This is a genomic window from Pseudomonas sp. 2(2015) (genome assembly GCF_000955865.1).
Lineage (GTDB): Bacteria > Pseudomonadota > Gammaproteobacteria > Pseudomonadales > Pseudomonadaceae > Aquipseudomonas.
The window spans coordinates 366,111-385,124 of the sequence record NZ_JYOF01000003.1 but is presented as its reverse complement, the minus strand read 5'-3'; the positions used below and the strand labels follow the sequence as shown (position 1 = coordinate 385,124).

The 19,014-nt window shown below is 60.7% G+C and carries 21 protein-coding genes; 19 read left to right on the top strand and 2 right to left on the bottom strand.

Features of this window, described 5'->3' with window-relative positions; all coding sequences use genetic code 11:
• Positions 1-70: 70 nt before the first annotated feature.
• The 15 genes from UB48_RS04675 to UB48_RS04600 all read left to right on the top strand — a co-directional run bounded on the left by UB48_RS04675 (position 71) and on the right by UB48_RS04600 (position 11,801).
• A complete protein-coding gene (locus UB48_RS04675) occupies positions 71-844 on the top strand; it encodes a hypothetical protein (RefSeq protein WP_045194453.1) in 774 nt (257 codons plus the stop codon).
• A gap of 3 nt (positions 845-847) precedes the next feature.
• A complete protein-coding gene (locus UB48_RS04670; protein WP_045194451.1) occupies positions 848-1,825 on the top strand; it encodes a hypothetical protein in 978 nt (325 codons plus the stop codon).
• Positions 1,826-1,872: 47 nt separating this feature from the next.
• On the top strand, positions 1,873-2,304 hold the full coding sequence (locus tag UB48_RS04665; RefSeq protein ID WP_045194449.1) for a HeH/LEM domain-containing protein: 432 nt from the start codon (positions 1,873-1,875) through the stop codon (positions 2,302-2,304).
• Between the two features lie 3 nt (positions 2,305-2,307).
• Positions 2,308-2,685 (top strand): hypothetical protein, encoded by a 378-nt coding sequence (locus UB48_RS04660; RefSeq protein WP_045194447.1) that lies wholly within the window; start codon positions 2,308-2,310, stop codon positions 2,683-2,685.
• Between the two features lie 2 nt (positions 2,686-2,687).
• On the top strand, positions 2,688-3,080 hold the full coding sequence (locus UB48_RS04655) for a hypothetical protein (RefSeq protein WP_045194445.1): 393 nt from the start codon (positions 2,688-2,690) through the stop codon (positions 3,078-3,080).
• Positions 3,081-3,082: 2 nt separating this feature from the next.
• On the top strand, positions 3,083-3,757 hold the full coding sequence (locus tag UB48_RS04650; RefSeq protein ID WP_045194443.1) for a hypothetical protein: 675 nt from the start codon (positions 3,083-3,085) through the stop codon (positions 3,755-3,757).
• Positions 3,754-4,182, top strand: a complete 429-nt coding sequence (locus UB48_RS04645) for a phage tail terminator-like protein (RefSeq protein ID WP_045194441.1) — start codon at positions 3,754-3,756, stop codon at positions 4,180-4,182. Before UB48_RS04650 ends, UB48_RS04645 begins: the two co-directional genes overlap by 4 nt.
• Before the next feature lie 39 nt (positions 4,183-4,221).
• Positions 4,222-4,881 carry a phage tail protein gene (locus UB48_RS04640; RefSeq protein WP_045194438.1) on the top strand — a complete coding sequence of 220 codons (660 nt, stop codon included), beginning with the start codon at positions 4,222-4,224 and terminating at the stop codon, positions 4,879-4,881.
• 9 nt (positions 4,882-4,890) lie between these two features.
• Positions 4,891-5,274, top strand: a complete 384-nt coding sequence (locus UB48_RS04635) for a phage tail assembly chaperone (RefSeq protein WP_045194436.1) — start codon at positions 4,891-4,893, stop codon at positions 5,272-5,274.
• Positions 5,275-5,330: 56 nt separating this feature from the next.
• A complete protein-coding gene (locus UB48_RS04630; RefSeq protein WP_045194435.1) occupies positions 5,331-5,588 on the top strand; it encodes a DUF1799 domain-containing protein in 258 nt (85 codons plus the stop codon).
• Between the two features lie 847 nt (positions 5,589-6,435).
• Complete coding sequence (locus UB48_RS04620; protein ID WP_275558861.1) at positions 6,436-9,669, top strand: phage tail tape measure protein; 3,234 nt, start codon at positions 6,436-6,438, stop codon at positions 9,667-9,669.
• Positions 9,669-10,007 (top strand): phage tail protein, encoded by a 339-nt coding sequence (locus tag UB48_RS04615; protein ID WP_045194430.1) that lies wholly within the window; start codon positions 9,669-9,671, stop codon positions 10,005-10,007. Before UB48_RS04620 ends, UB48_RS04615 begins: the two co-directional genes overlap by 1 nt.
• A 9-nt stretch (positions 10,008-10,016) precedes the next feature.
• Positions 10,017-10,769 carry a phage minor tail protein L gene (locus tag UB48_RS04610; protein ID WP_045194428.1) on the top strand — a complete coding sequence of 251 codons (753 nt, stop codon included), beginning with the start codon at positions 10,017-10,019 and terminating at the stop codon, positions 10,767-10,769.
• Between the two features lie 2 nt (positions 10,770-10,771).
• Positions 10,772-11,527, top strand: a complete 756-nt coding sequence (locus UB48_RS04605; protein ID WP_045195688.1) for a C40 family peptidase — start codon at positions 10,772-10,774, stop codon at positions 11,525-11,527.
• A gap of 25 nt (positions 11,528-11,552) precedes the next feature.
• Positions 11,553-11,801, top strand: coding sequence for a hypothetical protein (locus UB48_RS04600; protein WP_045194426.1), 249 nt, complete (start codon positions 11,553-11,555; stop codon positions 11,799-11,801).
• Here UB48_RS04600 and UB48_RS04595 read toward each other — a convergent pair.
• Positions 11,785-12,015 carry a hypothetical protein gene (locus UB48_RS04595; RefSeq protein ID WP_045194424.1) on the bottom strand — a complete coding sequence of 77 codons (231 nt, stop codon included), beginning with the start codon at positions 12,013-12,015 and terminating at the stop codon, positions 11,785-11,787. The genes UB48_RS04600 and UB48_RS04595 overlap by 17 nt on opposite strands.
• A 200-nt stretch (positions 12,016-12,215) precedes the next feature.
• Between UB48_RS04595 and UB48_RS04590 the strand changes: the two genes are divergently transcribed.
• Positions 12,216-12,404, top strand: a complete 189-nt coding sequence (locus UB48_RS04590) for a hypothetical protein (protein WP_045195686.1) — start codon at positions 12,216-12,218, stop codon at positions 12,402-12,404.
• Positions 12,405-12,518: 114 nt separating this feature from the next.
• The gene (locus tag UB48_RS04585; protein WP_045194422.1) at positions 12,519-12,875 is read left to right on the top strand and encodes a VOC family protein; all 357 of its coding nucleotides are present in this window, start codon (positions 12,519-12,521) and stop codon (positions 12,873-12,875) included.
• A gap of 91 nt (positions 12,876-12,966) precedes the next feature.
• On the opposite strand, the gene UB48_RS27680 is transcribed toward UB48_RS04585, so the two are convergent.
• Complete coding sequence (locus UB48_RS27680; protein ID WP_156160165.1) at positions 12,967-13,689, bottom strand: hypothetical protein; 723 nt, start codon at positions 13,687-13,689, stop codon at positions 12,967-12,969.
• Between the two features lie 791 nt (positions 13,690-14,480).
• Here UB48_RS27680 and UB48_RS04575 point away from each other — a divergent pair.
• A complete protein-coding gene (locus UB48_RS04575) occupies positions 14,481-15,077 on the top strand; it encodes a tail assembly protein (protein ID WP_045194418.1) in 597 nt (198 codons plus the stop codon).
• 56 nt (positions 15,078-15,133) lie between these two features.
• Complete coding sequence (locus tag UB48_RS04570; protein ID WP_045194416.1) at positions 15,134-18,997, top strand: phage tail protein; 3,864 nt, start codon at positions 15,134-15,136, stop codon at positions 18,995-18,997.
• The last annotated feature ends 17 nt before the right edge of the window (positions 18,998-19,014 follow it).

Sequence of the window (19,014 nt, the reverse complement as noted above, 5' to 3'; positions counted from 1 at the left end):
AACGGCCTCGCAGTTGCGGGGCTTTTTCATGCCCGCCAGGCGGGCCAATTAATCCCCAGGGGATAGCCACATGCCTTTTGACTTCGACCCGGCCGCCCACGGCCTCAACCTCGACGAAACCCAAGCCGCAGCCCTCAAGGAGGCGTTGGGCGGCAAGGTGCAGGAATACGTGGACAAGGAGGTCTCAGGCCTCAAGTCCAAGAACACCGAGCTGTTGGGCGCCAACCGCACCTTCAAGAGCGAGCTGGAAACCTTGAAAGGCCAGTTCGACGGCCTGGACATCGAGGCCGTGAAAGGCCTGCTGACCAAGGTGGGCCAGGACGAAGAGACCAAGCTGATCGCCGAGGGCAAGCTGGACGAGGTCATCAACCGCCGCACCGAGCGTCTGCGCACCGACCTGGACAAGCAGGTTAAGGCTGCCAACGAGCGCGCTGATAAGGCCGAAGCCTTCGCTGCCAAGTACAGCGACAAGGTGCTGGCCGACTCCATCCGCGCTGCCGCCATCAAGGCCGGCGCGCTGCCCGAGGCTGCCGAGGACATCATCCTCCGCGCCCGAGGCACCTTTAAGCTGAGCGAAGACGGCGAGCCGATCGCCACTGACCGTGCCGGCGAAGTTGTGTACGGGAAGGACGGCAAGACCCCGCTGTCTCCACTCGAATGGGCGGAATCGCTGCGCGAGACCGCTACCCACCTGTGGCCAAGGGCTCAGGGTGCCGGGCAGACCGGCGACAACGGTGGCAAGGCCACGAAGAAGTGGGGCGAGTACACCGAGGCAGAGCGCGCTGCGATTGCCCGGGACAACCCTGAAGCTTACAAAAAACTCCAAGCCACCCGAGGAACTTAAACCATGGCATCTACCCAACTGTCGGATATCTTCGTTTCCGACTACTACGGCACCCTTGAACCGGTGAACTCCCCCGAGAAGACCGCCGTCTTCGAGTCGGGCATCGTGACCCGCTCGGCGACTCTCGACGACATCGCCAAGAACGGCCAGGGCACTTCCGAAATCAGCTACTGGCAGGACCTGGACGCCGACGAGGCGCCGAACATTTCCAACGACAATCCCGACGACCTGGGCGAAGTTGGCAAGGTAAAACAGGGCAGCATGCGGGCCCGGACCTTGTACCTTAACAAAGGCTACGGCGTTTCCGATCTCACCGCTGAGCTCGCCAACTCCGAACCGCAGCAACACATTCGCAACCGCTTTGGCACCTACTGGACCCGCCAGTGGCAGCGTTACCTGCTGGGCTCGGCGCGTGGCGTGATCGCCTCCAACATCGCCAACAACGGCGGTGACATGGTCAAGGACTCCGGCGCATCGATCAGCGCCAATGCCTTCCAGGACGCCGCTTTTACCGCCGGCGACGCCGCCGACATGTTCGCTGCCATCGGTGTGCACTCGGTCGTCATGAACCAGATGGTCAAGCAGGACATGATCGAGTACCTGCGCGACTCCCAGGGCAAGATCATCCTGGCCACCTATCTGGGCAAGCCAGTGTTCATGGATGACAGCCTGACCTACGCGCCAGGTCAGTTTCTGTCCGTCTTCTTCGGCCAGGGGGCATTCGGCTACGGCGAGGGCTCGCCGACTGTGCCGGTCGAGCTGGAGCGCAAGCCCGGCGGTGGTAACGGTGGTGGTGCCGAGGTCCTGTGGGAGCGCAAGACTTTCATCCTGCAGCCAGCCGGATTCAGCTGGAAGGGCAGCGAGAACTTGAACCTCAGCCCGAGTGCCGCCCAGTACGCAAATGCGGCCAACTGGCAGCGCGTGTTCGACCGCAAGCAGGTCCCGTTCGCCGCGGTCATCAGCGGCACCGCCACCCCTTGACCCAATGATGCGGGGCGCCGACCTGGTGCCCTGCGCAGGAGCTCACCATGAAAGTCATCTACACCAACTCCCCGGGCAGCGAGCGCGGCACCTGCTATCGCCGCCTGGATCAGTTCTTTGGCGTCATTGACGGCGCCACCTTGGTTTCTGTGCAGGGCGATGCCCCTCATATCGGCGAGGCGTACCAGCGCCAGGGCATCAGCGTCAGCGAGATCGAGGAAGGCCTGCGCCTGGACGGCCCGACCATCGCCCAGTGGATAGCGGAGGGCTACAAGGCTTCGGCTTACCCGCCGGCTGGCTACGCCTCTGTGAGCAGCCAGGCCGAGATCGACAAAGCGATTGAGGCAGAGGGCAGCGACGAGACCGACCCGCACAAAATGAAGGTCCCGCAGCTGAAGGAGTGGCTGACGGCCCAGGGCATCACCTTCGACGCCGCCCTCAACAAGCCCGACCTGCAGGCCCTGATCCCGAAGGAATAAGCCATGACCGACTTCATCACCGTCGCTGACGTCGACCAGAAGCTTGGGCCGGGTTGGGCGGGCTCCGGTGATGCTGTTCTTGCCGTAGCCATGGCCAATGCCTGGCTCACGGCCAAGATCAGGCGGACGGTGCCAGACCCGGTGCCGGACGCGATCGTGACCGCCGGTGCGCAGGTGGCCAAGCTGGCTGCCGAGAACAAGCTCTACAAGGACACTGGCAAAGAGGTGCTCAGCAAGACTGTGTCAGCTCAGGCTGGAACCTCAACCAGCAAGACCTACGCCGAGGGCTCCGTCGAGTTGTCCGCGGCTGAGAACTTCGCATTGGACCTGATTGCGCCCTGGATGCGTCGTTCCGGGACCCTCATGCTCAAGAGGATTTGACCATGGGCATGCGCGAAGAGATTCAGGCGGAGCTGGCCGAGGCGTTTAGCGATCCCGACGGCCTGGCCGACGCAGTGAAGCCTGTAGCTGGCAGCCGCACCATTAAGGGTGGTTATGACCCGGCGATCGGCGGCACAGCGCCTGCCACGACCATTCGCTACACCGGTCGCGGGGTGTTCGGCAGCTACTTGGCCAAGGAAATTGATGGATCACGTATCCAGACTGAGGACGTGAAGTTGCTTGTGCTTCAGAACGAGCTGTTCGAAGAGCAGGGTGGGCAGGTAAGCGAAAACCCGGCGGCGCCCAAAATTGGCGACCAAGTTAGCGGCTATCGAGCACTCAACGTGTCTGAAGACCCTGCTCGGGCTACCTGGACCATTCAGTTGAGGAAGTGACCATGCCACGCGGTTCACACATGACGCAGCGATATGGCGGGCTGCAGGGCGGATTCGCTGAAGCCATTCGGGCTTTCGCGGAGCAGGCCGAGCAGGCGCTTGATGCCACGTTTCGCGAGATCGTTATTGAGATTGGTAGCAGTGTCATCCGCATGTCGCCAGTGGGCGATCCGGAGACCTGGAAGGCCAACGTATCTCATCGAGCGGCTAACACTCGGGCTGCTGACAGCTACGACTTCAAGGTTGCGGTACGCAACACGCTGATCAACCTGAACCAGGACAACTTCACCAAATCCGGCAAGCTGCGCAAGGGCGTCAGATACGCCAAGCCACTCACCAAGGCAGAGCGCGATCAGAACTTCGCTGTGAACGGTCTTGTGGCGGGCCAGGGGTATGTCGGCGGGCGCTTTCGTGGCAACTGGCAATTCTCCATCGATGCGCCGGCAACTGGCGAGCTTGATCGAATCGACCGATCTGGTAACGAGACCATCGCCGAGCTGAAGGCGCAGGTCGCGGCGCTGACGATCGGCCAGACCGCCTACATCGTGAACAATCTGCCATATGCGATCCCGCTCGAGTACGGCCATTCCACCCAGGCGCCGCACGGAATGGTGCGTGTGACCCTGGCCAACTTCCAACGCATCGTCAACGAAGCCATCAGGGAAAACCAGGTATGAGCCACGCACGAGCCCGCCAGGCGATTGAGATCAAGCTGGCGGCCTGGGCAACTGCGCGCCCGATCCGGGTTGCGCACATGGAGGACGGTTTCGAGGCCGCTCCGGGCGAAACCTACTTCCGGGCCTTCTTACTGCCGGCCAGCACCACGACCCGCTACTTGGCTGCAGAAGCCTATGAGTACCGGGGCATCTACCAGATCAGCATCGTCTGCCCGGCAGGCCAGGCCCTGGCTAATGCCGAGGCCTTGGTCGACGAGCTGAGCACATTGTTCCGCGTCGACACCGAGCTCAGCCGCAACGGCTTCGAAGGCCTGATCGTCGAACCACTGGAGCAGGGCCCAACCATTACCGAGCCGGCGACCTACACGGTCCCGACCAGCTTCACCTACCAGGGTGTCGCAGACCAACCGCCCGCTGGGGCATAACCAACCGCCGCCCGGCGGGCATCAATGAGGAAATACACCATGGCTGCACGCTTCCCGCTGCCGAACGGAGCTACGCTCGAGATCGCCAGAGTCATTGGCGCCGCCGTAGCGTTCACTGCACTCACCAACGCAAAGCCGCCGGTGGCGACCGCTGCCGGTCACACTATCCAGAACGGCGACGTTCTGTTGGTCAACTCCGGCTGGGCACTCATCAGCGACCGCGCCGTTAAGGCCTCAAACGTCGCCGATGACGCGTTCTCTCTGGCTGGTCTCGATACCAGTGACGCAGAAAAATTCACCGCAGGCGCGGGCGTGGGTTCCGTGTACCCGGTTTCCGACTGGGTTCAGATCTCGAAGGTCACGTCGTTCAACTCGGCCGGTGGTGAGCAGCAGTATGCGACCGTCGGCTATCTGGAAGATGACGACGACAAGCAGTTCCCTACCAACCGCAACCCGACCACCTTGTCGATCGTGGTGGAAGACCAGCCTACCGCGCCTTACGTGCAGGCTGTTGAGGGTTACGACACCTCCAAAGAGCTCGCGGTTATCCGTATGAAGCTACGCAACGGTGACCAGATCCTGTACCCAGGCTACGTCAGCATCACCCCTGACCCGACAATGGAACGGAACAACGTCATGACCCGAACCATCAGCGTGGGTCTGTCTGCTCGTTCGCTTCGTTACCTGGCTGGCGCGTAAGGAGCCCCCATGGCAAAGATCAAAATCGCGCAGAACCCAACGTTCGGCGCAGCTGTGCAGCTTCCACGGGTGGGCTCCGATCCGGTGGAGGTTGGGTTCGAGTTTCGCTACTTGGACCGTATCGCGCTATCCGAAATGTTCGATCGCTGGAATAAGGCGCGTGACGCCTGGGCGGAGAAGGCGAAGGAAGAGGGTGTCAGCTGGAAGGACGCCACCACCGCCGAGATCGAGCTTCAGGCTGAGCAGCTGAAGGACATCGTGGCTGGCTGGGATCTCGACGACAAGTTCAGCGACGACGCCATCCTCGATCTGGTGCGAACCTGCACTGGTGCGCCAAAAGCTGTCATCGATGCCTTCCAGAACGCCTATAACCCGGCACGCCTGGGAAACTGAGGGCGGCGGCCCGCGCCTGCTATGAGCGTGGCCCATCCGCCGAGCAGCTAGCGGCCTTGGGGCTTACGTCAGACGACATCGATGAGGAAGAGGTAGAGGTCTGGCCGGACGCCTGGCCAGCCTTTCGCCTGCTCGAAGCGATGTCCACCCAGTGGCGGACGGGCATAGGCGGTGCTTCAGGCCTGGACTACTCGATCATCCCGCTCACAGCCTCGATGCTCGGCATCAAACGCCGCGAACTTCCCGACATTTTTCCCGACCTTCGCGTTATGGAGGCTGAGGCCTTGGCCGTCATGGCTGAGTCAGTGGCGTAGGGCAGCGAATGATGCGGCGAGATGGCAGGTTGTTCCGTGAGCAGTTGGGCGAAGTAAAAGCTGAAGGCGCCGATCACGGCTTGGTAAGTTCCCAAGGAGCATTTCTGGGCATACATAGGTGCAGAATTGGTTCTCCTTATCTTAGAATGCACGTTTCCCGCCCCTCAAAGGAATGAAATCGTGGTGAGCAACAATGCCATCTGCTGCCCGCAGTGCCAGGGTCAGCAAGTACAGCTCTTGTCCGTCATCCATGCCGCTGGTACTTCCCGAATTCAAACAACTCACCAAGCGCAATCCGGAATCGGACCGCGCGTAACTGTCGAGACCACCGGCCGGCATCAGACCGATTTGGCCGCTAGCGTCGGTCCACCCCCAGGTAAGCGCTTGCTGGGACCCGTAATCCTCACAGGGGTTGGCGCTATTATCCTGTACGACGGCCTCAAGCTGATGAACTCGTATTGGGGCGTCGATTGGAGCAGGTTCTTCATTGGCGTGACATTCATCGCCATTGGTGTGATCGGGTTTGTGCGTCACTGGAAGTTTAACGTCGCTCAGTATGACAAGTTGGAAGAGTGGCGCCGTACTTGGATGTGCCATTCCTGCGGTACCAGATTTCAACCCTCTTAACTCATGCCGCTCTCAAACCATACCTAAGCCCGCCTAGTGCGGGCTTTTTGTTGCCTGCCTGGAGCAGATCATGACAACGATTGCCTCCCTTGGCCTGCAGATCGACTCCGGCGATGCTGTCGAGGCTGCAAGCGACCTCGACAAGCTGGCAGACGCTGGCAAGCGTAGCGAGGAATCGGCGGGCAAGACCGGGCGCGCTTGGGAGTCAGCGCTGAGCGGGATGCAGGGTGATACCCGGCAGATTGTTCAGGAGCTGCAGGCTCTCAACGCCAAGCAGGCTGAGCTGGCACAGCAGATGATCACGGTCGGCCGTACCGTGACCACCGCCGCGGCGGGCATGACTGCATTCAAAGCCGGGGCTGAGCAGGCTGGGCAAGCGCAGGCTGCGTTGACCACTGCCACGGACGCCGGGGCCCAGGCCAGCCGACGTGCTGCCGAAACTGCTGATGAGCAGCAGGCTCGCCTGTTGGCCATGGCGCGGTCATCCCTGGAGGCGAGTGAGTACGTCCAATCGCTGAACCGTGCAACCGCTCAAACCGCCGAAGTTACCAGCCAAGCGAATGCCGTGCTGTCGGAGAACGCCGCCCGGCAGGCCGCCATCAACACCCGTGCACAAGCTTTGTTGGCGACAGAAGAGCGCCTGGCCGGATCCGCCAAGACCGCAGCCGCCGCCCAGCGCGATCAGGGCCAGGCTCTCGACGACCTGCTCGGTAAAATCGACCCTACGGTCACAGCCATGAGCCGTCTGGATCAGATGGAGCAGAAGCTGCAGGGGTTCAAAGCCAACGGCGTCCTCGACCCTGAGACTTTCGCTGAGTACAAGGGGAAGGTTGACCAGGCGAGGGCTGCCCTGGGCAGTGCGGATGCCGCGCTGAGCAGCACTGGCATGACTGCAAAGGCTACCGCTGCAGCGCTGCGAGGTGTACCGGCTCAGTTCACTGATATTTTCACGTCGATCGTCGCTGGTCAGCCGATCATGATGGTTGCCTTGCAACAGGGTGGGCAGCTCAAGGACATGTTCGGCGGCATCGCGCCGGCGGCGAAGGCCCTGGGCGGCTATGTGCTTGGCCTGGTCAACCCGTTCACCGTGGCTGCAGCTGCAGCCGGTGCGCTGGCCTTGGCCTACTACAAGGGCAGCCAGGAGGCCGACGAGTACAACAAGGCGATCATCTTCACCGGCAACGCCGCGGGCACCAGCGCTGATCAGCTGGCGTCCATGGCTCAGCAGGTCAGCGCCACTGTCGGCACTACCGGTGCTGCAGCTGAAGTGCTGGCCAAGCTCGCCGGTAGCGGCAAGATCGCCAGCGGCAGCTTCGAAGCTATCACTGAAGCAGCGCTCAGCATGGAAAAGGCCACTGGTCGCTCCATCGATGAAACGGTTGCCGAGTTCGCCAAGATCGCCAAGGACCCGGTCGCAGCCGCCAAAGAGCTGAACGACCAGTACAACTTCCTGACGGCGTCGGTCTACTCGCAAATCGTGGCCTTGAAAGACCAGGGCGACACTATCGGCGCGGCCAAGCTACTGACCGACACCTACGCCGACACCATCAGGACCAGAACCGCCGAAGTCACCGAGAACCTCGGCCTGATCGAAAGTGCCTGGAAAGGAATCAAGAGCGCCGCCACTGAAGCGCTCGATGCCACGCTGAATGTCGGCCGTAGCCGGACTATCGATGAGCAGATCGCCAGCTATCAGAAGATCATTGATGATCGAAAGTCTGGCAACTGGCTCTCCTCGGTGTTCAGCGATCAGTTGGGTCCCGAAAGTCAATCGACCAAGTTCTTGGAGCAGCAGGTTGCGGCGCTGCAGAAGCAAAAGGCCGCCATCACCGATGCGGCAAAGGCTGAAGGAGAGCGTGCACGAGTTCAGCGCGAGGGAATTGAGGCCGGTGGGCGGCTGAAGCAGCTCAGTGATGCGAACCTATCCAACGAAGAAAAGCGCAACAATCTGATCAAAGAGTATCTGCGTGACGTCGAGAAGGTGCGTCTGGCCAATCCGAACGATCCGAGCATTTCTGCTGCGGTGGTTGCGAAGAACATCCAGAACATCAAGGACAAGAACAAGGACCCGGCGGTCCGAGCCACAGCGGTAAACCTGACTGGCTTCAACGACTCAAAGAACTCGCTCGCGGCGATTCTCGCTGAGTACAAGAACGCCGAGAAAGAGCTGGATGCTGCCCAAAAGGCCGGCATCATCTCCCAGGAGTCCTACGCTGCCCAGCGCGCGGCCATCATCGAGCAGCAGAAGGACGAGGTTACCAACGCCTATCAGGCTGAGATCGCGGCGCTTGAAGCCGCCAAGGGCAAGGCCGGCACCTCGGCTGCCCAGCGGGTCCAGCTGGACCAGAAGATCGCCAATGCCCGGGCCAACATGGTCAAGGCGCAGAAGGACGCTGATTCGGAACTGGCCGTGCTGGCCACGAACGAAGAGGGGCGGCTACGCAAGCAGGCCCAGGCGGTGCAGACCTACACCAGCGCGCTGGATCAGCAGGTGAAGGCTCTGCGCTTGCAGGGCCAGCGATCTGCCGAAGGCCTCGGCCTGGGCGACCGGCAGCGCAGCCTCCAGGACCAGCAGAACGGCATCGCCGACCGGATCAACCAGCAGAAGCTGGACCTGGCCAACCAGTATGGTGACGGCTCCCGCGGTATGAGCCTCGATGAGTACAACCAGAAACTCGCGGCGCTCGACAAAACCCAGCGCGACCTGCAGGAAACTGCGATCGCCAACTACAACGACATGACCGCTGCCCAGGGCAGCTGGAGCGCCGGCGCTTCGTCGGCCTTCCAGAACTACCTGGAGTCGGCCCGGGATGTCGCCGGGCAGGCCAAGAGCCTGTTCACCAATGCCTTCAGCTCGATGGAAGACTCAGTCGTTAACTTCGCCATCACTGGGAAAGGCTCGTTCGCCGACTTCACCAAGTCGATCCTGGCGGACATGGCGCGGATTGCCACTCGCCAGGCTGCCTCAGGGCTGCTGTCGAGCATTGCCGGCAGTGCGCTGGGGGCCTGGTTCGGTGGCGGCAGCACATCCACCACGCCTGGCGCCAGTGCGGCGGATTACAGCCCGGCGATCATGGACAACTTCGTCACCGGCCAACGTGCCGCCGGCGGCCCGGTAGCGGCGAACTCGCTCTACCAGGTCAACGAACTGGGCCCGGAGCTACTGAATCAGGGAGGGAAGACCTACCTGATGATGGGGGCCGAGGGCGGTACGATCACGCCGCTGGGGGCTGGGCCAGTATCCGCCGCAGTAACAGGAGCGGGTGGCGGTGCAGTGATCCATGTGTCGGTGAGTATCGATGGCGAGGGAAATGCCGCCTCATCGACCGACACCGCTGGATACGAGCAGTTCGGCAGTGAGCTCGCGACTTTTGTCGAGCAGAAGTACAACCAGATGATGGCCAAGGACCTCAGGCAGGGCGGCCGTATCAACACTGCACTGAAGGGGCGCTGATGGCTATCGAGACTTTTACCTGGCCTGTGCAAAACGGCGAGCAGGGCGAGGTGACCTTCGCCGTACGCACAAAGAAGTTCGGCGATGGCTACGAGCAATCGGTCGGCGAAAGCCTGAACAACCGCTCGCAGTCCTGGCCGATCACGTACACCGGCACCAAGGAGCGTGTGAGGGCCGTTCAGGCCTTCCTCGATCGCCACAAGGGCACCAAAGCCTTCTTGTGGACGCCTCCGCTTGGAGAGCTTGGCCTGTACAAGTGCGCCGGCTATCAACCGATTAACCGCGGCGGGCGGATCTACGCCCTGACTGCAACGTTCACGCAGACATTCCACCCATAAGGCCATCCCATGCCCCTGATCAGAGACATCCAAAGGCTGGAGCCTGGCGATGAGGTCATCCTTTTCGAGATCGACGGCTCCGAATACGGCGCCGATGTACTTCGATTTCACGGCCATGCCATTCCACACTCGCCGGAAGAGCTGGCTGCAGCCGTGGCTGATGCAGATCAGCTGCCGGCCAAGTCGATCTTCTGGCAGGGCAACGAGTATGCGGCCTGGCCAGTGCAGATCGAAGGTATTGGGGCGGACAGCAACGGCTCTGCAACCCGGCCGACATTGTCCGCTGGTAACGTCAACGGCCGTATCACTGCGCTGTGCCTGGCGTTCGACGACCTGCTGAAGTTCCAGCTGACCGTGCGCGAGACCCTGGCCCAGTACCTGGATGCTGAGAACTTCCCGGGCGGTAATCCCGAAGCGGACCCGACCCAGGAAGCGCTCGAGATCTGGTACATCGACCAGAAGACCGGCGAAGACGGCGAGATGGTCGTGTGGGAGCTTTCTTCACCGGGCGAAATCGACGGCTTTGGTCTGCCGGGCCGGCAGATGACCACCTTCTGCCACTGGGCCATGACCAATGGCTATAGGGGCCCTGACTGCAACTACACCGGCGCCGCAATGTTCGACGACGAGGACAACCTCACGGACGACCCTTCGAAGGACCAGTGCAAGGGCTGCCTCAGCTCCTGCAAGTTGCGCTTCGGCGAAACCAACGAGCTTTCCTTCGGCGGCTTCCCGGCCGTATCCCTCATTGCACGGAGCTGACCATTCGCAAACACATCCTGGCCGCCGTGCGAGCGCACGCCGCGGCTGAGTACCCGCGCGAGTGTTGCGGGTTGATCCTGGCCGTAGGCCGAAAGCAGATCTACGTGCCGTGCACCAACACGGCAAGCGACCCGGGCGAAGAGTTCCGGATCGCACCTGAGGAATACGCGGCAGCGGAAGACCAGGGGCAGGTGATCGGCATTGTGCACTCGCACCCCGACGCCACCAGTCGGCCATCGCCGCGTGACTTGGCCATGTGCGAGGCCACAGCGTTGCCCTGGCACATCCTGTCCTGGCCTGAAGGCGATCTACGCACCATCACCCCAAGCGGCACCACGCCGCTGCTGGGCCGGCCATTTGTGCACGGCGCCTGGGACTGCTGGCAGGCCTGCGCGGACTGGTATCAGCGTGAGTGGGGACTGGAGTTCCCGGTCTACGCCCGAGAAGACGGTTGGTGGGAGCAGGCCGCCGGGCCAAGCCTGTACGAGCAGGCCTATGAGGCGGCAGGCTTCTACCAGGTCGACCGGCCGCAGCGCGGCGACATGGTTGTCATGGAGGTGGGGCGCACGGCGCACCCGAACCATGCCGGTATCTACCTGGGCGCAGATCCGCAGCTGCACGGCGAGCAGGTCCAGGTGTTCGGGCAGGGCCCATTCCTGCTGCACCACCTGTACGGCAGGCCATCAGAAATCATCGTGTTCGGCGGGCCTTGGCTTGCCCGTACACGCCTTGTGTTGCGTCATCGAGACGCGAAGTGAAGCGGCCAGGCCGCAGGAGAGGGGTATGCAGCAGCTCTATATGCTGACGATCTGGGACCTGTTTACGATCCGCGAAGGCGCCGTGAGTGGCGGAGAATCGTTCGTTGCCATCATGGATGGACAGACGGAAGTCGAGCGTATGAGATTCACTGGAAAAACAGGCCCAGGCGGCAATGGTCACCGCCGCAGTTACACAGGCAAGAAAGGCCTAACTGCGCGAATGATTTCTGGGCCTGGCCGCATCAGATTTGATAGCGTCACACCGGCGGCGTGAGACCTCCGACGTAATTATCGGTGCCCAGCTCGTGCGAGCCGTAATCGACGGTGTAATTCCCTCCTCGGGCAGTTGCTTCAGCTTCTGCCACTTCCCGGCTCGGGTAGATATCTACAAAGTCCCAGTTCGTTTTATCAACGAGCCCCCAGCCTAGGACCGAGCCTTCATTATCTGGGTCTGGAGGGAGGTTCTTCGCCAAACTGCGAATGGTCATGAATCAGTCCTTGATGATGAGAGGGAACAACGCTACTACGGCGCCGCAGAGATGGAGTACTGAGAATTTATCCACACTGGATGCACGGCCAGGGAGATCGATGGCAAATTGACACCTTGGTGGTGGCGGCAGTAGATTCCGCGGAGCTCCAATGGTCTTGGATCATCGAGGCATGGCCAAACAGTCACCGAAGGAAGGGAATGCAAGTGGCAAAGTTTATGTGGATCGTCACCATCATCATGTCTTTGATCGGTGCTGTTGTTGGATTCGGAGGGATGTTTCTCGCGAGCGGCGCCCCCCAAGAGGCTGCAGCGGCAGCTATGGGGCTGGCCTGTGCGGTGATTCCGTACTGCATCGCCAAGGCGTTGACCGAGATGCGCTCGCTCTAAAGCGCATCCAGTAGAAGCAAAAGCACGAGCCCAGCCCCGCGCTGGGCTTTTTGCATCTGGTGCAAACCTTCTGATTGGCTGTGTTAAATTCCAGCCTCCAACATGGAGGTGCCAATGAGCAACAGAGGGAAGGATCGCCAGATCGACAACATTGAGTTCAACGTCAGCGACATCAAGCGCAGCAAGGACTTCTATGGCGCGGTGTTCGGTTGGAGCTTCGTTGACTATGGCCCAACATACACTGAGTTCAGTGACGGTCGGTTAACCGGTGGATTCACCACTGGCGAGCCAGTCAGACCAGGCGGCCCATTGGTCATTTTGTACTCAGACGACCTTGCTGGTGCCGAGAGAAGGGTTGTGGCTGCTGGCGGCGAGATCAGCCGGGAGGTTTTTTCTTTCCCTGGTGGGAAGCGATTCCACTTCATCGACTCAGATGGCTATGAGCTTGCTGTCTGGACAGCGGCGGTCTGAGGGAGAATGGAGCCCAGCCCCGCGCTGGGCTTTTTGCATTGGTATGCTGAAACCCAATTTTTTCGTTATGGGCGAATCGTGTAGGTTGTATTCAGTCAGTGGGTTTGCTTTGGATTCGAAGTGGACTTGGAGAATAATTTTGAATTGGTTTCGATACCTGATGTGCTTGTGTTTCTTGTTTTTCTGATTGGTCGGTTGAAAATGTTTTTATTCCAATGACTGCGCACGCAGTGACTAAAGCATAGAAGCCTACCGCTATAGTTACCATTGAGTATGCTCTAATGCGCCGGTAGCCAGCTTCTCCATGTTTAACGAGGTCCCATGTATTTTTTAGTATAGGCCCAGCAGCTTTTCTAATGTCGGCGCAGGAATCTAATACATTGTCGAGATTTTCATTGACCGCTGATTCTCTTGCAGTTTGAACAGCGGCCATAAGCTGTGCTTCAGGGCTTTTAGGGTTGTTGAGTACATGCTGATGGTTCAGTCGTAGCTGGATTTTAGTTAGGCTTTCGACGGCCCTCGAGAATGCTGTTCGTGTTTCCTTATACCATTCAACCATTAACTTATGTTTTTCTTCCGGAGTATGAAAGCTATCTGGCTCGAAACTCGCGCTGGCTCGTACTAGCTCTTGTGCTGCCGAGGTGTATTCAGCAATCTCATCTCTAAGTCCGTCTACCCAAGCAAGCCGAAATTCTGAAACTTTATTCTCCTTGGCACTAACCATGTTCATGACTGAGAAGAAGCCTGCCAGAAGTGCTGCGGTGATAACGCCAAAAGCCACGAATACTGTTGGCGGTATAGAGGTAATGTCCATTTAACGATCCGGTGATAGCTGATTTTATATACCTAGCAAGCCATCATTATGACATTGTTGATGCGACAGGTAGAGCTGTGAATTTATCCATGAATACATCAGCGGATCAGCCGCAGGTCGAGCACTGCTTAAGTGATGCATATGCGCTGGTCAGCCCGCTTTGACTGGGCGAAATGGTTCGCTTTGTGATGGATTGGTTGACCAACAAATGACTTGGAAGGTGGATTCAATCCAGAGCAGGCAGATGATGTGGTCTCCGATTGGCTGATTGGTTGCTGGCTCGGCACATCAAGATGCAGCAGCCAGACTAGACCTGTTCCAACCAACGAGCCCCGCCTACGAGGTGTTTTGGTGCTCCCCGCAGATGGTGTTAGATTCCTGCCATCAACAAGGAGGGATCACATGCGAATTCTGATTGGGGCGGTGGCCGTGGCGGTGCTGGCGGGGTGTGTGTCGCCGAGCGACTTGAAGGAGAGCGGCCCTAGCCTCGAAACCAAAACTGCAAAGTCCCCGCGGGACTATTCACGGTGTCTCACTCCGAAATGGCAGGATCTCAATTCGAATGTAGCGGCAACCGAGACCGAGAGTGGGTACAGCATCAAGCTCAACATTGACATGGTTGGAACTCCAGCCATGGCTGTTGTTGATGAGGCAGCAGGTGGCGCCACAGTGCGAGTCTACGTTCGCAACAGCACCTGGAGTAAGTGGGTAGATGTAGCACGGACCTGCTTGTAGAGAAGTCGAAGTTCGAAGCCGCCTCAGGGCGGTTTTTTTATGTCTGGAGAAAATGAATGTCTGCTATTTGCTACGAGCCGATGACCATTGTCAGGTTGTACGGTGTGCTCAGGAAGTTCGGTCGAGAGTTTCGGCTTTCCGTGAAGACTCCGGCCGAGGCGGTCAAGGCGCTCTGCGTGCAGATCCCAGGGTTCGAGAAACTCATTTCCAATGCGAAGTCGCGAGGGCTTGAATTCGCCATTTTCAGAGGGTCGAAGAATCTCCAGGAAAAGGAGTTGGGCTTCAGCGGAACTGGCGAAATTCGAATTGCACCTGTGGTGGTTGGTAGTAAGCGCGGAGGCAGTCTGCAGACCATTATCGGGGCTGTCTTGGTCGCCGCAGCGTATGTCGTTTCCTTCACGCCATTTGCCGCTGCTTCGCCGTTCCTCTACCAGGCAGGCGCGGCTTTGATGATCGGCGGCGTCATCCAGATGCTCAGCCCGCAAGCCAAAGGCCTGAAGACCAGCGCTGCCCCTGAGAACACTCCGGGCTACGCCTTCGGCAGCGCCAAGAACACCACGGCCAGCGGCAACCCCGTACCGCTCTGCCTGGGGCGCCGGCGATGGGGCGGCGCGATCATCAGCGCCGCGATCTATGCCGAAGACCAGATGTAACCAGCAGACAGAACACCGACCGCCAGAAGGTGGTTTTTTTACGCCTGGAGGAAAGTATGGGCGCAGCACAGAAACTGGATATCGTCGGCGCCAAGGGCGGATCGGATAAGCCGAAACAGCCGACTGAGGCGCCGGACAGCCTGCGTTCGGTCGCCGTGGCAAAAATGTTGATCGCCGTGGGCGAGGGCGAGTTCGAGGGCACACCAACCGCCCGCGACATCTACCTGGATAGCACGCCGCTGGCCGACCCGGCCGGCAACCTGAACTTTCCGAACGTGAAGTGGGAGTGGCGTACCGGATCGGTGGAGCAGGGCCATATCCCAGGCATCCCGTCCATCGAGAACGAGATCAGCGAAAGTGTCGAACTGCGTAGCGATAACGCCTACATCCGCGCTATCGACAGGTTGGAGCTGTCTGCGATCCGCCTGCGCTTTGCCTGGCCAATGCTTCAGTCGGTTGACGAAGGCGGCAACGTCAACGGCTACCGGATCGAGTATGCCGTGGACCTGGCCACCGACGGCGGGGCCTATCAGCAGGTGCTCCTGGAGGCTGTCGACGGCAAGACCACCAGCACCTACGAGCGCACCCGTCGCATCGACTTGCCAAAGGCCACCAGTGGCTGGCTGCTGCGCGTCCGCCGGCTGACGCCCAACCAGAACAACAACAAGATCGCCGACACGATGCAGATCGTCGGGCGCACTGAGGTGATCGACGCCAAGGTCCGCTACCCGAATACCGCGCTGCTGTACATCGAGTTCTCTGCCGAGCAGTTCCGCAACATTCCCGCGGTCACCGTGGACTGTGACGCCCGCAAATTTCAGGTGCCCAGCAACTACGACCCGCGCACCAGGGTTTACACCGGGGTCTGGGACGGTACCTTCAAAGAGGCCTGGACCGACAACCCTGCCTGGCACACCTACGGCATCACCGTGAACGACCGCTTTGGCCTGGGCCGGCGCATCAAGCCCTGGCAGGTCGACAAGTGGGAGCTCTACCGGATCGCCCAGTACTGCGATCAGTCGGTGCCGAACGGGAAGGGCGGCCAGGAGCCGCGCTTCATCTGCAACTTGAACCTGCAGAGCAAGGCCGACGCCTGGAGCCTGCTGCGCGACATATCGGCGATCTATCGGGGCATGACCTACTGGGCGCAGGGGCAGGTATACAGCCTGGCCGACATGCCGCGCGACACCGACTTCGACTTCGCCTACACCCGGGCGAACGTCATCGACGGCAAGTTCACCTACTCGAGCGCCTCGGAGCGCACGCGCTACAGCCGCGCCCTGATCAGCTACGACAACCCGGCGAACAGCTATGACACCGATGTCACTTCGGTAACCGACCAGAAGCTGCAGCGCCGCTATGGCGACAATGTGCTGGAGATCAGCGCGATCGGCTGCACTCGCGAATCGGAGGCCCAGCGCCGCGGTAAGTGGGCGCTGCTGACGAACTCGCGGGATCGTGGCATCACCTTCAAGGTCGGACTCGATGGGCGCATCCCTCTGCCAGGCTATGTGATCCCGGTCGCGGACGAGCTGCTGGCGGGTCGTGCGATTGGCGGGCGCATCTCGGCGGTGTCCGGCCGCACGATTGGCTTGGACCGTGACACCAAGGCCAAGGCAGGTGACCGCTTGATCCTCAACCTACCAGATGGCACCTGCCAGGCTCGCACCGTTCAATCGGTGAGTGGCCGGGCGGTAACCGTCACCACCGCCTACTCGGTGGCGCCTGAGCCCGAGCTGGTATGGGCGCTCGACGCCGACGACCTGGCGGTACCGCTGTACCGTGTGACCAGCGTGACCCGCCCAGAGGCTGGCGTGTTCGAGATCAGCGCGGTGCAGTACGACCCAAGCAAGTTCGCGCACATCGACACCGGCGCCCGCCTGGAAGAGCGGCCGATCAGCGTGATCCCAATCACCGTCGTTCCGCCGCCGGCGAGTGTGACCCTGACCTCGAACTACGCCGTGGACCAGGGAATTGCAGTCAGCACCATGACCATCGCCTGGCCGGCAGTAGAAGGTGCCGTGGCCTATGACGTGGAGTGGCGCAAGGACAACGGCAACTGGATCAAGCTGCAGCGCACCGGTACGACCTCGGTCGACGTAACGGGCATCTACGCCGGCGCCTACCTGGCCCGGGTGCGGGCGGTGAGCGCCTTCGATATCTCGTCGATCTGGAAGAGCTCCAGCCTCACGCAGCTGACCGGCAAGGCCGGCCTGCCGCCGGCGGTGTCGTTCCTGAACACCACTCCGCTGGTCTACGGCATCAAGCTAGCCTGGGGCTTCCCTGCTGGCGCCGAGGACACCCAGCGGACGGAGATCTGGTACAGCAAGACCACCTCGCGCGACGACGCGATCAAGCTGGGCGACTTCGCCTATCCGCAGGCCGAGCACGAAATGCATGGCCTGGCCGGCGGCGTCTCGTTCTTTTTCTGGGCGCGCCTGATCGACCGCACCGGCAATATCGGCCCGTGGTTTCCGGCTGGCGTTGGCGTCAACGGCCAGTCCAGCTCTGACCAGAGCGAGTACGAAGAGTACTTCAAGGACAAGATCGGCAACGGCGCGCTGTACCCAGTAGTGCGTGAGGAGATCGAGAAGATTTCCGGCGATGGCCCAGGCTCTGTGAATGAGCGCCTGGGCGAGCTCAACGAGCAGCTGCAGGAGCAGATCGGCAACCTGGTTGACGCTCTGGAGTATGACCCGGCGAAACCTTACCTGCAGGATGACGCTGTTCGCCTGGGCCAGCGCCTGTACCAGGCCAAGCAACCGGTCCCGGCAGATCCCTCTGGAGCGAATGCGCCACCGAACCCGCTGTACTGGCTGGATATCGGGCAGGTGGTGCAGAGCGCCAATGGCCTTGCTGCCCAGGTGCAAGAGAACACTGCCGGCCTGTCCGAGCTGGACGGCGTGGTCACCGCCCAGGCAACAAGCCTGCAATCGCTGCAGGCAGCTTGGCGCGCTGACGTTGACGACGATGGCGGCATGTCCGACGCCAACGCAGCCTGGGACGCCCAGGCCGGTATCAGTGAGCAGCGCAAGGTGTTTGCAACTGAGCAACAGGCATCCGCCGAACGCTTCATCGCGATTGACGCCAAGGTCGGGCAGAACGCCGCCGGGCTTTCCACCCTCGAAAAGGCGGTGGCCACCCAGAACGAGGCCACGGCCACGCGCCTGGATCAACTGAAGGCGGAGGTCGACGACAACGCGGCGGACATTCAGGAGGTGTCCGAGGCGCAGGTGACAACCGACCAGGCCGTGGCTTCGATACGAACCTCTGTCGAGGCGGTTTACACCGCCGGCCGGGATGATACGGGGGAGGGCGACTTGTTGAGCGCATTGGACGCCCAGAAGTCGCAGGCCAAGTTCGCAAGCGATGTTCGCATCCTGGCGGATGCCGATCAGGCCCTGGCCCGCAAGTCCGAGACGCTCGAGGCTTCGATCGGCGAGACCAGCGCTTCGGTTCAGCAGGTCAGCCAGGCCGTGGTGAACCTGGATGGGAAAGTGAGCGCCCAGGTGACCATCAAGGCGCAAACCACATCTGGCGGCAGAACCGTTATGGCCGGGCTGGCGCTGGGCAGTAACGGGGAAACCTCGGAGATCCTGGCGTTCGCTCAGCGCTTTGCCGTGGTCGATGAGGTTTCTGGCCAGCTCTCAGTGCCGTTCGTGGTGCAGAACGGTCAGGTGTTCATCAACCAGGCGTTTATCAGCCAGGCCTTCATCAAGGAAATAATCCTGGGCATGACGTTGCGCTCCGCAGCAGTGAACTCGCAGGGACTGCCGCTTCTGGAAATCAATGTTCCAGCAGGAACGTTCATTCTTCGAGGCCAGGACGCCGACGGCTCGACGCTACTGAACAACGCAGGCCATTACGTCTATGACGCCAACGGCAAATTGAGAACGGCAACCGGTCGATTGGTTTTGTGAGGGATTATGTCTATTTA